This window comes from Psychrobacter pacificensis, assembly GCF_018336615.1.
Taxonomy (GTDB): Bacteria; Pseudomonadota; Gammaproteobacteria; order Pseudomonadales; family Moraxellaceae; genus Psychrobacter; species Psychrobacter pacificensis.
In genome coordinates, this window is the sequence record NZ_CP048752.1 from 2,253,482 (window position 1) to 2,268,219 (window position 14,738).

The following is a 14,738-nucleotide window of genomic DNA, read 5'->3' on the forward strand; positions in this document are numbered from 1 at the left end:
AGCCCTATAATTATAAGGATAATAAGTTTGAGCGACTTTGATAACGTGAATAATTCAGACAGTTTTGACGAGTTCTTTGAGAACATCGGCTATCGTTTTGACGAGTCACTTGATAGTGGTTGGGAGCGTATCGCTCAATCGGTTAAAGACATCTATCATAAAACAACAGACAAACTCGAAGATGAGATATCCCTACCAGTCGCACAAAAATACGTCAACGAGGCGCTACAAAGCTTTGTAACGGATAATGTAAAAGCCATACTAGAGCTGCGCGTTGAAATGCATGATGATTGGTTTCGCTTATACTGCACGGTTAATGCTGGCGGTATTTACGCTGAAGTGGCCAGTAATTTTAGTTTGATACATGTGCAGCTCGATCGTAATGTCCAACGTTTTGTGTTTGGTCAGCAGACGTATACCGATATATTAAATCTACGCTGCGAGTCTTTTGTTAAGCGCCAAGGGATCAAGCTTGCTATTTGGTTTTATCATAGCGTCCTCAAAAAAGACCCATTGGGCTTTATTCTCTCCTACGTCAATATTGCTCGCCCAAAAGATGAAGTGATTTACCTCGATATTAACCGCTGGCTAAAAAACAACAAAAAGATCATGAGTACGTTGTATAAAGTACAGGTCAACTATGGAAAGCTTGAAGAAGAGCAAATGGTTTTGAAGGCGCAGATTAACTATCGTGACTTATTGGCCTCAAGCAATAACGAAGATATCATTAGCGACGATGATGAGCCGCAATTGATGCAAGGCCCTATCAACCCTGTAGACGATGCCACCGAACCCAGCCAAGAATAACGATCCATAAACGATGTCTCCAAAAAAACGCTACATCTCACAGGTTATTGGCCTGATAGATGCAGCGTTTTTTATTAAATGAGACAATCGTTAGCTGCCCCTACCAATAGTTCTCAACAGCGATATTACCCTCACCGCGGCGATTCATCACCAGACCCAATGTCTTTAACGCCTCTTTGGTATCATCCACCATATCTGGGTTACCACATAGCATGACATGCGTCGTATCGACATCCAAATCGATACCCGCACGCGCTTGCAACGTGCCTTCTAATAACAGCTTTGGCAGACGCTCTGATAACGCGCCGTCGACAGTCTCTCGGGTGACGATAGGAATGAAAATCAGCTTTGCAGGATTATCAACCAGCGAGCCAAAATCGTCTTGCAAGCGCTCGATTTGCTCAACGTACGCAAGCTCATCCGTCGAGCGTGCGCTATAGGCTAGCACGATATGCTCGTAATCTTCCCATGTCTTTAGGTCTTGTAGCATCGACAAAAACGGTGCAAGACCAGTCCCTGTCGCGAGCAGCCACAAATCCTTTGGCAATGGTTTTTGATAACGCGCTAACGTTAAGAATCCAAATGGCATGGTATTAAGCAGTAACTCATCGCCCACTTGTAGATGTTGCAGCTGTGAAGTAAAGGCACCATCAGGAATCACAATGGAGAAAAACTCTAGCACCTCATCGAATGGCGAAGACACAATCGAATACGCTCGAAAGATATCTTCATTCAATGCTTCATTAGAGACTTCATCACTTGCCTCAACCTGTTGGTAATATTTTAATTGACTCGGATTGACACCCAAGCGCACAAACTGTCCGGCAGTAAACTTAAAACTATCAGGACGGCTGACGGTAAAGCTAAATAAATTTGGCGTCCATGTGGTTTTGCTGAGCACCGTTACCGTTTGAATATTATCACTCATAACTGTTCATCACTCATATTTTATTAAATGGTATTTTTATAAGATAAGTTTGCCAAAGACAAAAATTAAGCAAAAAAAGATGCGCCAAGCTTATCATAAAGCGGGCGCATCTTGGTTTTTTAACCGTAACAACAGATAAGCAACAAATGGCTTATCTTATCGCATAAATCATTGAATCTACCAAATACGAGCCAAGCTTGCCCATTCGATCATACTATTTGGCAAAATACCAAAGAACAGGATAATGGCCGTCACCGCAATAACCATAATACCGCCGGTACGAATACCCCATTGTCCGGACACGTCAAACTCGATGAACTGCTTAGGACGCTTGAACAGTGTGAGTAACACGCGCAAGTAGTAGAATAGACCAATCGCACTACCTAGGATAATCATCGCTGCTAAGAACCAGTTGGTTCCTTGTACAGCAGCCAATATCGCAAATAGCTTGGTGATAAAGCCTGCGGTCAATGGAATACCAGCCAGCGACAGCATCATGATTGTCATCACGGCCGTCAATACTGGACGACGCCAGAATAGCCCTTGATAATGTGTCAGCTCATCAGCCTCACCAGATAGGCGATATGGACTCGACATCAATGTCACCACACCAAAGGCACCGATAGACGTAAAGGCATACACCGCCATATACATACTAGAAATGCTATCAGCAGCAGCGCCAATACTAACGATAACGATCATCACATAACCCATATGCGCAATGGATGAATAACCCAATAGACGTTTGAGGCTGGTCTGACGCACAGCCAACAAGTTACCTACCAAGATAGACAAGGTTGCCATCACCATTAATAACATTTGCACCGATGGCAATGCCAATAAAGAGGTATCGATTAAGAATCGAACCGCCAGCGCCATCATGGCAACTTTTGAGACAGACGCCAAAAAGGTCGCAATAGGGACAGGCGCGCCTTCATAAACATCTGGCGTCCACATATGAAAGGGCGCAGCCGAGAGTTTAAAGGCGATACCAAACATCATCATCGCCGCACCCAATATCAGTAGTGGCGATTCAAAAATATTGCCCAATACCATGCTGATTGGCTTAAATGCCAACGAGCCTACTTCTGCATAGATAAAGGCCATACCCATGAGTAAAGTCGCTGACGCTGTCGCCGACAATACTAGATATTTTAGTCCTGACTCAAGCGAGCGGTTACGCATATAAGTATAAGCGAGCAAACCATATAATGGTACTGACAGCATCTCAAGACTCATAAAGAATGACGCCATATGCTGCGCGCTTACCATGAGTAATGCACCAATGGTCGATAACAGCATGAGCAAGTATAGCTCTTCTTTATTGTCTTTTAGATCGGCCAGATACGCATAGGATAGCGTACAACACGCCAAGGCACAAACTAGAACTATCACCATATTGAACTGAGCAAAGTTATCAATCACAAATAACTGCTCAGCATTTGGCGCAATAGCACCGCTTTCAATAAAGCCCGTCATTTGCCCAAGTAACGTAACCAGAGCAATATTCAAACCGACTACGGTGATTGTACCAGTAACCATATGCGAGCGCTTGATAGTGATGGCAATCATCACCACGAGTACCGTAATCACTACGGCGATAATCGGCGCGTAAGGCACAAGCCCTATCAAATCATTCATTGTAATCTCATTCATGACTTAACGTGCCTCCATTACATCAAGCAGTTGCGACGCATCTACCTGTGTCACTTGACTATATATATATGCATTGTTGATCCACTGCATCGCGTGACTTGAGGTATCAAGGAACGGCTGTGGATATAAACCGAGCCATACCAAACCAGCCGCTAACATCAATAGTAATGACAGCTCGCGCTTGCCCAAATCTTTTAATCGACGTGCAGGCAAACCATGTGACTTAGTCTCTCGCTCTGCCAATGCAGCGATGTTGTTTTCACCAAATAACGCGCGATGAATCAAAATAAGTGAGTATAGACCTGCGAGCACCAAGCTGAATGTCGCAAATACCACAAACACAGGATACTGAGCAAAGGAGCCAAACAAAATCATGAACTCGCCAATGAAGTTACCTGTACCTGGAATACCCAGCAGCGCCGCACAGAAGAACATCAAGATCGGTGCGTAGTAACGGAACTGTCCCCACATACCACCCATCAAGGTCAAATCACGTGTATGCAGACGCTCATATAGCTGCCCTGCCATGATAAATAGTGCAGCTGAGCTAAGCCCGTGCGCAAGCATCTGAATCATCAGACCTTGTAAGCTGAGTAATGTTCCAGCATAGATTGCTAGTACCACAAAGCCCATGTGCGAGACACTGGTATATGCCAATAGACGCTTCATGTCGGTCTGCATAAACGCGAGCCAAGCACCGTAGAAGATACCAATTGTACCTAAGGTAATGGCAATCGGTGCAAACTCTTGTGACGCGGCTGGAAATAATGGCAACACAAAACGAATCAAACCATAGGCAGCAGTTTTAATGAGCACACCTGCCAAATCCACCGAACCTGCCGTTGGTGCTTGCGCATGCGCATCTGGCAACCAGCCATGAAAAGGTACAATAGGCAACTTCACCGCAAAACCAATGAAGAAGCACAGCATGATGGGATATTCCCAGCCGCCAAGTGACGTACCGAGCAAGTCATTATAGTTAAAGCTGACCACCCCAGTTTGGGCGTAGCTGATAATGACCAATACCAAAATACCGATGAGCATGATAAGCCCAGACGCTTGGGTATAGATAAAGAATTTGGTTGCGGCGTATTCTTTGGTTTTGCCAACCACATCATGACCCCAAAGCGCGATCAAGAAATAGATAGGAACCAGCATCATCTCCCAAAAGAAGAAGAATAAGAACAGATCAATCGCTAAGAAAACCCCGATAACGCCGCCCAAACTCCATAGCAAGTTTAGGTGGAAAAAGCCAACGCGGCGCTGAATCTCATTCCACGAACAGGCAACAGCTGCCACACCAAGCAAGCCTGTTAAGACTACCATCATCAGTGACAAACCATCTAGCGCCAAGTGAAAGCTAATACCAAAGCTCGGTATCCACGGCATACTAAATTCAGCGACCCAAGGCACGGCAGCATCTGGCGCGATGACCTGCTTACTCATACCGCTAAAATCACCCTGCTGCCAAAGTACTAATGACAAAGCAAAGGTCAACATCATACCGATCAAGGCAATCCAGCGCGGCAGACGTTTATTAAATCGCTCCACCAACCAGCATAGCAATCCTGCAATAAAAGGAATTGCGATTAATGCTGGCAGCATCCACGTTTGTTGTAACTCCATCATCTTTACACCACCGTTATCATTACCAGCACCAGCAATACAGCCATACCCAAGCCAAAGCTTGTGGCATAACCTCGAAGAGACCCTGTTTGCGTCGCAGACAATACTTTATTACCTGCCGAAGCCAGCTTAGGCAAGAATAGCCACGTTTTATCGATAGGGTCGGCTTTTAATAAGCGGCCGATGAACAAAAAGGGTTTTACAAAAATTATATCGTATAGCGCATCAAAACCTAGACCGTGATAGCACCAATGATATAGCGCCCCGCCAATACGTGAGCGCTTAAAGCTCATGAGCATGCGACCTTTATTGACGACATATAATAGTGCTGCCAATATCAAACCGGCCACCATCGCACCCATCGCGATATACTCTGCGGTGTGCTTAGCATGGTCTTGACCCGCGACTTCTAATAAGTGACCCACGCTCTCTGGCAATACACCTTGTAGTGGCGGTGTAATCCATGCACCAACAGCGGTAGACAATACAAGTAATACCGTCAAAGGTAACCAGTACGACACCCCTGATAGCTTGTGCGCATGGGTTTTTTCTTCACCGAAGAAGATGATCCAAATCATACGGAACGTATAGATTGCGGTTAAGAATGCGCCGAACACACCCATATAGAATAGTACTAAGTGACCTGTGGCATAAGTTTCCCAAAGAATCGCTTCTTTAGAATAAAAACCAACGGTAACCCAAGGTATCGCAGCGAGCGCACCGCCACCAATGATATAACACCAAAATACCAATGGTATCTTTTTACGCAGACCGCCCATTTTAAAGATATCTTGCTCATGATGTACCGCAAGAATAACCGCACCTGATGACAAGAATAATAATGCTTTAAAGAAAGCATGGGTCATCAAATGGAAGATTGCCCCTTGCCACGCACCCACGCCAAGCGCTAAGAACATATAGCCAATTTGACTCATGGTTGAATACGCAAGGATACGTTTAATGTCTGTTTGTGCGAGCGCACAGAATCCAGCAACGACCAGCGTCAATGCCCCGACGCCACCAACCCAATATAATAAGATGCCTGGGGTCAACTCAAACAATGGATGCAAGCGGGCAATCAGATAAACGCCAGCCGTTACCATTGTTGCCGCGTGAATCAATGCCGATACGGGTGTTGGACCTGCCATCGCATCAGCAAGCCATGTGTGTAGTGGCAACTGCGCTGATTTACCCATTGCGCCGCCGACCAACATCATCGTGGTAAGTATCATCGTTGGATTATTGATATCGAACACTTCTGGCGCGCGCGTAATAATCTCTTGAATATTAAGCGTACCGAATTCGCGGAATAATAAGAACAAACCGAAGGCTAAGAACACATCACCAACACGCGTGACGGTAAAGGCTTTCATCGCGGCGCGACCGTTGGCTCTGTCATGGTAATAATAACCAATCAATAAGTACGAACAGATACCCACGCCTTCCCAGCCAAGATATAGCAAGAACAAATCATCTGCGAGTACCAGTAACAGCATGCTGGCCACAAACAAGTTCATATAGCTAAAGAAACGGGCAAAGCCAGTGTCGCCTTTCATATACCAAGAGGCAAACAGATGAATCAAAAAGCCAATCCCAGTAATGATGCCTGTCATAGTCAATGCAAGACCATCAAAGCTCAAGCCAAAATGCGGCGCAAAGTCGCCAACTTGGAACCATGTCCATAGCGGAACTTCAATTACCGTTCCAGCTGGATTGGTGGTCAAAAAGGTATAGCTAACGACTAGCGTACATAATGCTGATAACAGCATGCTACCCACGCCGACAATCGCTGCGACCGTCTCTGATAATTTGTCGCGCATAAAGGCTAAAATCAAAAAGCCAATGAGCGGGAATATAAAGGTTAATGGTAATAAACTCATGACATCATCCTTTCATCTCATTGGCGCTATCGACATCGAGATGCCCACGCTGATGATAAAAACGCAATAATATTGCCAGACCAATCGACGCTTCAGCCGCGGCCAAGGTCAAAATAAAGATAAACATAATCTGCCCGTCTGGATCGACCCAGCGACTACCTGCCACGACAAATGCTAGTGCTGCCGCATTCATCATGATCTCAAGACTCATGAGCATAAATAAGAAGTTACGTCGTACCATGACGCCGCACAGACCGATGGCAAATAAAATACCTGCCAAAATCAGCCCATGGCTCATGGGTATCATACCCAGTACATTTTGCGCCTCAGCAACTGGCTGTACTAAGCCTGCCACCTCGTGGGCAAACGGCACGTTTGACACCTCTTGTGCCACGCTTGCTGCTAGTACCATTAGTCTGCCTCCTTGCGCGTCACTTTGTTCGCACCTGTGTTCATGCCTATCTTCATACCAACATAGTCATGCGGGTCAACATCTTTATATTCGTAGGGCTTAGCCATTTCTACGCCATCATGCTGTGTAAGCGCACTGTCATTATCGTATTGTTTGATACTGCCTACACTTGGCTGAAAGTCTTGACTCGCATGATCGACGATCTCTTCATCAATCGACTCTTTACCCAAATGATATGCCGCCACCAAAGCCGCTAGTAGTAACAAAGCTGCAATTTCAACCAGCATGATATATTTGGTAAATAGCACCGTACCGACTGCTTTGGCAGAGATAGTCGTGCCACCCATCATAACGGCTTCATCATGACCCATACCAATCATTGCATAGAGCACAACGGCAATGATTATCGTCAATCCTGTCGGTATCGCCCAAGTACCAGCATCGAGCCAACGCTCTTCGCGCTCGTCATTACTCATGCCCAAGTTCAGCATCATGATAACGAAAACAAATAGCACCATAATGGCACCAGCATAAACAACAATCTCTAGCGCACCTGCAAACGGCGCTCCTAATACAAAGAATATCCCAGCAATTGCCAGCAACGATACAATCATCGATAAGATAGCATGCACTGGATTGGCCTGAGTCACGACGCGCAGACTGGCAAATATTGCCACTGCCGCCAGTGAATAAAACCCAGCCAGTTCAGGATGGTTCAAAATATTCATCATGGTAGCAAGCTCCTTAGATCAATCGGTGCAGACTCATTTTGTGCTGCACCTTTTGGTTTATCTGCTACCGCCATACCTGTCACACGATAATAGTTATAATCAGGGTATTTACCTGGTCCTGAAATGAGCAAATGCTCTTTTTCATAGACCAAATCTTGGCGCTTATATTCACCCAGCTCAAAATCTGGGGTCATTTGAATCGCTGTCGTTGGACAGGCTTCTTCACACAATCCACAAAAGATACAGCGTGAGAAGTTAATTCTAAAAAACTCTGGATACCAGCGTCCATCTTCACGCTCGGCTTTTTGTAATGAGATACACCCTACCGGACATGCCACCGCACACAAGTTACAAGCGACACAGCGCTCGTCTCCATCAGGATCACGCGTAAGGACAATACGTCCACGAAAACGCGGCGGCACAGGTACCGGCTCTTCAGGATAAAGGATGGTGTCACGCGGTCTGAGTGCATGACTATTGACCATCCACATGCTGCGGACAATGGTAAATATACCAATGACGGTCTTTTTTATGGTAGTAAACATGGGATTATTATCCTTATCAGCTTTACCCTAGTTCATCAGTGATGGCTAGTAATGACTATAACGTTGGGGAAAAGATCAAAATGACCGCAGCAGTGATTAATAGATTAATCAGCGTTACTGGCAGACATACTTTCCAGCCAAAGTTCATCACCTGATCATAACGCGGACGCATGAGTGAGCCTCGAGCCAAAATAAACATGGTCATAAAGAATAGCGTTTTAATCATGAACCAAAAAGCTGGTGGAATAAATGGGATATCTAAATTGAACGGCGCAAGCCAACCGCCAAAGAACAAGCAAGTCATCAAGGCAGAAATCAAGACAACGTTGACATACTCACCAATGAAGAACATACCAAACTTCATGCCCGAATATTCGACATGATAGCCTTCAGCCAGTTCTTGCTCTGCTTCTGGTTGGTCAAATGGATGTCTGTGCGTAACCGCCACACCCGCGACCACAAAGGTTAAAAATCCAAAAAACTGCGGAATGATATACCAGCCGTCGACTTGTGACTCAACAATAGCGCGTAAGTTAAATGAACCTGTTAGTGCAACAACGCCCATCAACGACAAACCTAAAAACACTTCGTAACTGATCGTCTGTGCAGCTGAGCGCAAACCACCGAGTAGCGAGAATTTATTGGCAGATGCCCAACCACCGAACATCACGGCGTAAACAGCAATACCCGCCATGGCAAAGAAAAACAAAATACCAATATCCCAATCAACCACGCCAAGTGTTGGCGAGATAGGAATAATGGCAAATGAAGCCAGTGCCGTGAACATCGCGACCGCAGGTGCCAAGGTGAACATAAACTTATCAGTAAAGTTTGGTGTCCAGTCTTCTTTAAAGAAGATTTTGAGCATGTCAGCGACTAACTGCAACGAACCAAAAGGCCCTACGCGGTTTGGACCATAACGATCTTGCCATAATGCCAGCATGCGGCGCTCATAGACAATCATCATTGCGGCAACCAATACCACGACCAAAAAGATGACTAGCGATTGACCCACCAAAAACAGAATAGACCAAGTATCAAAGCTCATGCTACCCGCCAAAAAGCTTGGCACATCAGGGATAATACGGGTAACTTGCATATTACACCTCCTGTGTGGTGGTCGGCGCTGCGTTCATTTGCGCTGCGTCGTTATTGTTCATCATATCGTTAGCCATGCTACCCATCATCGTTACTGGTGCGTCTACTTTCCGTACCGACGCTGGCATTGATGGGTGAATAATACTCACCTGCCCGACTGGGTAACCGATACAGCCTTCTGCCAAATAACCAACCAGCTGTACTGGCAAGGTGATTTGTTGCTTGTCAATTTCAATCGCCAAGTAATCACCAGCAGCAATATTCCAGTCTTTGGCATCATCTATACCGATACGCCATGCTGCAACTGGCAGCTGCTCTGCGACGATTGGGCTACGTGATGCCATCATTGAGCTGGCATAGATGTTATGAATCGGTACTAGCTTCGCTTGGCCTTGTTGTAAGTCAGTTGTATTCGAAGACATGGCTTCTGGCGCCACATATTGACGAGTGGCTAGACGCTCTAGCTGATCGAACAAACGCACCCCTGGATCACCATTTTTCAGATGTCCGCCGACTTTGTCTTGGTATTTGTTCCATGCCTGCGGGGAGTTCCAACCTGCCGCATTGGCAAAAGGAATCATCGAGCTTGGTGCTTCTTTACCGCTATAACCTTCCATTGAGAAGGTCAAACCAGTGTCCAAATCTTTTGGCTGCATCGGCTCATGCACTGAGATTGGCGCACGCATAGCAGTACGACCTGAGTAACGGCGCGGTTGACGCGCGATTTTCAGACCAGTCATACGGTAGTCCGCTTCAGGCGCAGCGCCTTTGATACCTGCAAGCTTAGGATGGGTGGCAATCAATGCATTGATCACATCATCTAGCTGCGTCCAGTCGACATCACGACCTTCAATACTGCTATGCACAGCATGTATCCAGCGCCAGCCTTCTTTAATACTGCTCATCGGATGGTAGTATTCGTTGTCATAAACTTGGAAGAAACGCTGCGCACGACCTTCAGCTGATATCAATGTGCCATCCGCTTCTGCAAAGCTAGCCGCTGGCAGTACGATATCGACGTCCTTATGCCAATCAAGCAGCTGATGATCTAACGCAATGACCGTTTTATCAGTCAGTAGCTGTGTCAATTTATTGGCATCAATCGCATCTGTTAGCTGGTTTTCTGCAACCACAACCACATCGTAATCAGTGGCTAGCAGCTCTTCAACTGACTGACCGCCAAGCATACAAACGCCCATGCTATTGGCATCAGGAACCGTTAGATAGATACCTGCTTGTGCCTGATACTGTGCGTTCACTTCTTTTAACTCAAGGTTTTCAGCAGGTGCGCGTTCGACATTATCCTGCGCTTCTGTATTTACGCCCGTTTCCGGTTTGTTTGGCTTAGCAGATAAATCTTGGTCTTCTTCAGGTTGGTCATTAGCCGCTTTCGCTTGCGCTGCCTGTACTTTGGCATTATGTGCCTCAACTTGCTGCTGCTCAGTCGCTTTGATTGCTGCACGTTTTTGGGTCAACGCTTGGGTGATCTGCGCCGCCGCTTCTATCAATGCGGTAGAAGACAAGCTGCTACCTGAGACAACTAACGGCTTATCAGCTTGAATCAAATCATAAGCGATTTGCTGAGCCAACGCTTGCATACCATCAGTCTCAGTACTAGCATCAGCATTTTGTTCAGCTGCTTGTGGATCTGCTATGTCTGCTAAGTCATCAGCGAAGCTCGCAATCTCATCAGCGACCTTGAAGCCAAGTTTAGTGATGTCTTCAGGGGTCGCCACTACGCTCACTTTACTGATGTCTTCTAGCTTGGTTTGGGTTACATCGATGACATAGACTGGGCTTAGCGCATCTTGAGCGATACGTTTGACGGGTTCAGCAAGCCAAGGTTGCGTTTGCAGCGCCGCTGCCATTTTCAAACCTTCATTTTTTGCGGCTTGACGTACTGACAGCGCGACACGTGATGACGTTTGCGTGATATCTTCACCTAATACGAGCACTGCATCATGCGTCTCGATATCAGTCATGCTAGGGTTATAAATGCCTTCAGTGCTAAGCACTTCGATGCACTTATTGACCAGTGCTTGCTGCTGATGGTTCAGACCGGTTGAGAAATTATCAAAGCCGACCAGATTTTTTAGCGCAAAGTTGGTCTCTAAACTGGCACGTGGTGAGCCAATCCCGATAACTTTTTTCTCTTTGATACGTTTGATAGTTTCATCAAGTGCGTAGTCAATATTGATTTTGACATGCTTATCATTGATACGTTCAAGCGCTTGGGTTGGACGATCAGCGCGGTTGACATAACCATAACCAAAGCGGCCACGGTCACATAAGAAATAGCGGTTTACGTCGCCGTTGTAGCGGTTTTCGATACGGCGCAATTCACCATAACGCTCGCCCGGTGAGGTATTACAGCCCGCTGAGCAACCATGACAGATGCTTGGCGCATACTGCATGTCCCATTTACGGTTGTAGCGATCAGAATGCGTTTTGTCAGTGAATACCCCAGTTGGACACACTTCGGTTAAGTTGCCTGAAAATTCGCTTTCAAACTGCCCATCTTTATCACGGCCAAAATACACGCGGTTGTTTGAGCCATAAACACCCAAATCTTCGCCGCCTGCGTAGTCTTTGTAAAAACGTACACAACGATAGCAAGCGATACAGCGGTTCATTTCATGCGCGATGAATGGACCAAGCTCTTGGTTTTGATGCGTGCGTTTGGTAAAGCGATAGCGACGACGGCTATGACCTGACATATAAGTCATGTCTTGCAAATGACAATGTCCACCCTCTTCACAGGTTGGACAGTCATGTGGATGGTTGGTCATGAGTAGCTCAACCATCGACTTGCGGAATGCTTTGGCTTCATCGTCAGTCACAGAGATGTACATGTCATCGCCAGGGGCGACCATACATGACATGACGAGACGACCACGACCTGCTTCCATATCGTCTTTATTCTGGAATTGCTTGACCGCGCACTGACGGCACGAGCCTACTGAGCCTAGGGCTGGATGATAACAAAAATACGGCACATCAATGCCGAGTGATAAGCAGGCTTGTAGTAAGTTGTCTGCGCTATCTACTTCGACAGTGGTTCCATCAATATGTATGACTGCCATGCCGCTCTCCTTATTTCACTGCTGGCTGTTGGTTGGCTGCCGCATCAATCACATCGACACCAACCGCCTGCGCGATTTTTTGATCAAACTCTGGACGGAAATATTTAATCGCACTCATGAGGGGTTCCATCGCACCTGGTGCATGGGCACAAAACGTCTTGCCAATCCATAAATCACGCGTCAGGCCCTCTAGTTTTTCGACATCGCCCACTTGTCCCTCACCGTTATTGATAGCGGTCAGCAATTTGACGCCCCACGGTAAGCCATCACGACACGGTGTACACCAGCCGCACGACTCGCGTTGAAAGAAAATCTCAAGGTTACGAAGTAACGGCACCATATCTTGCGACTCATCGACGACCATGATAAGCCCAGTACCCATACGGCTACCCGCTTCTTGAATGGTGTCAAAATCTACGACCACATCCAAATGATCGGCGGTTAAAAAGTCCGTCGAGGCGCCGCCCGGTAACCAAGCCTTCAGCGTTTTACCATCTTTCATACCACCGGCTAAATCTTCAATGATTTCGCGAGCCGTATAACCAAAGGGTAACTCCCAGAGACCTGGATCATTGACCAAGCCTGAACAGCCAAATAATTTGGTGCCTGGCGTTTTACTTTTACCTTTAATCTCGGATAGTGATTGATACCACTCTACGCCGTGATTCAAGATGGCTGGCATATTGCATAAGGTCTCAACGTTATTGACAACCGTTGGTCTGCCCCATGCACCAGAGATTTGCGGGAAAGGGGGTTTGGTACGTGGGTTAGCACGGCGACCTTCTAAGCTGTTAATCAATGCGGTTTCTTCACCGCAAATATAACGTCCAGCGCCAGTATGCACATGCAGATTAAAACTAAAATCTGAGCCTAAAATATTGTCGCCCATGAGATTGTTGGCCAAACATTCTTCGATAGCAGCGACCAAACGTTCAGCGGCCAAGATATACTCACCGCGGATAAAGATATAACCGTCAGTGGCACCAATCGCATGCGCGGTAATAAGCATACCTTCAATCAACTGAAACGGTAAACGCTCCATTAATAGACGGTCTTTAAAAGTACCCGGCTCCATTTCATCAGCATTACAGATAAGATAACGCGGCAAACCGTCCGGCGGCGACATAAACGACCACTTTAGACCCGCGTTAAAACCTGCACCACCGCGACCTCGGACATTGGCGGCTTTAATCATATTGCCGACGTCTTTTGGCGATTTAGATAGCGCTTCTTTTAGACCAGTGAAGCCTTTTAGAGACTCATAAGTGGCTAAATCAAGCACCGCATCATGATGCGCCAAACGCCAAGTCAATGGCTTGGTTTCGCTAGTGGCTGTCGCTTTATCGCCATAAATTGGAACACGCTGTGCATTTAGCTGGCTTGGCGCTTGGCCTTGACCGCGACGAGCAATCTGCTCTGAAATCGTTAAACTCATGCGTATAGCTCCAATAATTGCGCGACCTCGGAGGGCTGGACAGGGCCGTAAGTGTCTTCATCAATTAGTACCGCTGGCCCCTTATCACAGTTGCCCAAGCAGCAAATTGGCAATAGCGTAAAACGTCCATCAGCAGTTGTCTGACCATACTCAATACCCAGCTGTGATCTGATCTCAGCTGACAGCGCTTCATAACCTGTCAAATAACAAGCCACGGAGTCACAGATGAGAATCACATGGCGACCGACAGGCTGGCGATAAATACGGTTAAAGAAAGTGGCGACCCCATCCATGTCTGACATCGGGATGTCTAGGATGTTGGCAATAGCGTTTGCTTGCGCATCATCGACCCAGCCATTGCGCTTTTGCACAATTTTTAGCGCATCTAGCGAGGCGGCGCGCGCATGGGGATAGTGATGCATATATTCATGAATGGCAGCGATTTCCTCAGTGGTGAGGATGCTTTCCACATCTACTTTTGGCATTTTGTCGGAAACAATTTTCATAATCTTCTGTCTTTCCTCACTCATCCTGCTC

The 14,738-nt window shown here is 46.5% G+C and carries 12 protein-coding genes; 1 reads left to right on the forward strand and 11 read right to left on the reverse strand.

The window, feature by feature from the left end; translation table 11 throughout:
- Positions 1–27: 27 nt before the first annotated feature.
- Complete coding sequence (locus GYK50_RS09445; RefSeq protein ID WP_313906971.1) at positions 28–807, forward strand: hypothetical protein; 780 nt, start codon at positions 28–30, stop codon at positions 805–807.
- A 100-nt stretch (positions 808–907) separates the two neighbouring features.
- Here GYK50_RS09445 and GYK50_RS09450 read toward each other — a convergent pair whose 3' ends face one another.
- The 11 genes from GYK50_RS09450 to nuoE form a co-directional block, all read right to left on the reverse strand.
- On the reverse strand, positions 908–1,735 hold the full coding sequence (locus GYK50_RS09450; RefSeq protein ID WP_212563789.1) for a ferredoxin--NADP reductase: 828 nt from the start codon (positions 1,733–1,735) through the stop codon (positions 908–910).
- A 177-nt stretch (positions 1,736–1,912) separates the two neighbouring features.
- Positions 1,913–3,391, reverse strand: coding sequence for an NADH-quinone oxidoreductase subunit NuoN (nuoN, locus tag GYK50_RS09455; protein ID WP_071003293.1), 1,479 nt, complete (start codon positions 3,389–3,391; stop codon positions 1,913–1,915).
- Between the two features lie 3 nt (positions 3,392–3,394).
- The gene (gene nuoM, locus GYK50_RS09460) at positions 3,395–5,017 is read right to left on the reverse strand and encodes an NADH-quinone oxidoreductase subunit M (protein ID WP_212564542.1); all 1,623 of its coding nucleotides are present in this window, start codon (positions 5,015–5,017) and stop codon (positions 3,395–3,397) included.
- Between the two features lie 5 nt (positions 5,018–5,022).
- Complete coding sequence (nuoL, locus tag GYK50_RS09465; protein ID WP_212563790.1) at positions 5,023–6,897, reverse strand: NADH-quinone oxidoreductase subunit L; 1,875 nt, start codon at positions 6,895–6,897, stop codon at positions 5,023–5,025.
- Positions 6,898–6,901: 4 nt separating this feature from the next.
- Entirely contained in the window at positions 6,902–7,210 is a 309-nt protein-coding gene (nuoK, locus tag GYK50_RS09470) for an NADH-quinone oxidoreductase subunit NuoK (protein ID WP_025653102.1), read from the reverse strand.
- 98 nt (positions 7,211–7,308) lie between these two features.
- Entirely contained in the window at positions 7,309–8,040 is a 732-nt protein-coding gene (gene nuoJ, locus GYK50_RS09475; protein WP_212563791.1) for an NADH-quinone oxidoreductase subunit J, read from the reverse strand.
- Complete coding sequence (nuoI, locus tag GYK50_RS09480) at positions 8,037–8,585, reverse strand: NADH-quinone oxidoreductase subunit NuoI (protein ID WP_010198902.1); 549 nt, start codon at positions 8,583–8,585, stop codon at positions 8,037–8,039. The genes nuoJ and nuoI overlap by 4 nt, the downstream gene beginning before the upstream one ends.
- A gap of 55 nt (positions 8,586–8,640) precedes the next feature.
- Positions 8,641–9,633: an NADH-quinone oxidoreductase subunit NuoH gene (gene nuoH / locus GYK50_RS09485; protein WP_200960330.1), complete on the reverse strand. Its 993-nt coding sequence runs from the start codon at positions 9,631–9,633 to the stop codon at positions 8,641–8,643.
- A gap of 52 nt (positions 9,634–9,685) precedes the next feature.
- Positions 9,686–12,766, reverse strand: a complete 3,081-nt coding sequence (gene nuoG, locus GYK50_RS09490; RefSeq protein WP_212563792.1) for an NADH-quinone oxidoreductase subunit NuoG — start codon at positions 12,764–12,766, stop codon at positions 9,686–9,688.
- A 10-nt stretch (positions 12,767–12,776) separates the two neighbouring features.
- Entirely contained in the window at positions 12,777–14,201 is a 1,425-nt protein-coding gene (gene nuoF, locus GYK50_RS09495) for an NADH-quinone oxidoreductase subunit NuoF (RefSeq protein WP_212563793.1), read from the reverse strand.
- Positions 14,198–14,707, reverse strand: a complete 510-nt coding sequence (gene nuoE / locus GYK50_RS09500; protein WP_093070707.1) for an NADH-quinone oxidoreductase subunit NuoE — start codon at positions 14,705–14,707, stop codon at positions 14,198–14,200. Before nuoE ends, nuoF begins: the two co-directional genes overlap by 4 nt.
- Positions 14,708–14,738 lie beyond the last annotated feature (31 nt).